Below are 716 nucleotides of genomic sequence, written 5' to 3'. Positions count from 1 at the left end.
CCAGCAACTCTGTTAACAGCCACAACTCGGGCTCTGTTTACAATGGCGGTCTTGGAAATGGACTCGCGTTCGGCGGTGATGTTGACCCAGGCTTTGGCGGAGCGGCCGGCTTCGGTAACTTTCAAGGCGGCGGCTACAATGCTATGAGTGCCAACAGCGCGAATGCCAACAGCTTTCAGGCTGGGGGATACCAAGCTGGAGGTCTCGGTGGTTTCGGCGCCGGCGGCAGCAGCATTTCGTCCAGCCAGCAGAGCTCGAGCGTCTCGTCGGTCAGCTCCAGCTTCCAAAGCTTGAATGGGCTTATCGGCGGCTTCCAATCCCAGCTCGCGGCCGGCCAGCTCACTCGGGACCTCGCGTTCCAGCGATGCCAGCAACTTGCCCAGTCCCTCCAGGCCGTCTTGAGCCAAGCCACCAACTGTGGCATTTGCTTCAACGACCCTGGTCAATTCGGCAGCATCGCCTCGAGCACCTTGAGCCAGTTCACCAACTTCGTGAGCTCGTTGCAATCCAGCTTTGATGGAAGCGCCTTCAGCCGAATCGCGTCTCCCTTGTCGGGTCTCACCTCGTCCTTCCAGCAGTTCTTCCAGAGGACGTCCGCTTCCTCTGCGATCAGCACCAGCAGCCTCATCCCGCAGAACTTCGGCCCGGTCTTCCAAGGCATCATGCCCTCGGTTGTCCAGCAGTTTAGCGCCAACAGTTTCAACCAGCAATCCAGC

2 protein-coding genes are annotated in these 716 nt (G+C 59.5%); both read right to left on the bottom strand.

Annotation, left to right across the window (positions count from 1 at the left end; genetic code table 11):
- A partial coding sequence (locus IE255_RS40700; protein ID WP_229906811.1) for a hypothetical protein occupies positions 1 to 446 on the bottom strand: 446 nt, incomplete at its 3' end.
- Positions 443 to 716, bottom strand: a 274-nt coding sequence (locus IE255_RS40695) for a hypothetical protein (RefSeq protein ID WP_229906810.1), incomplete at its 5' end; no start/stop codon positions are given. The genes IE255_RS40700 and IE255_RS40695, both read right to left, overlap by 4 nt.

Origin of the sequence: Streptomyces lomondensis (genome assembly GCF_014651035.1) — a bacterium.
GTDB classification, from domain to species: Bacteria; Actinomycetota; Actinomycetes; order Streptomycetales; family Streptomycetaceae; genus Streptomyces; species Streptomyces lomondensis.
The sequence above is the reverse complement of the archived record's forward strand: the minus strand, read 5'-3'. Positions and strand labels throughout refer to the sequence as shown.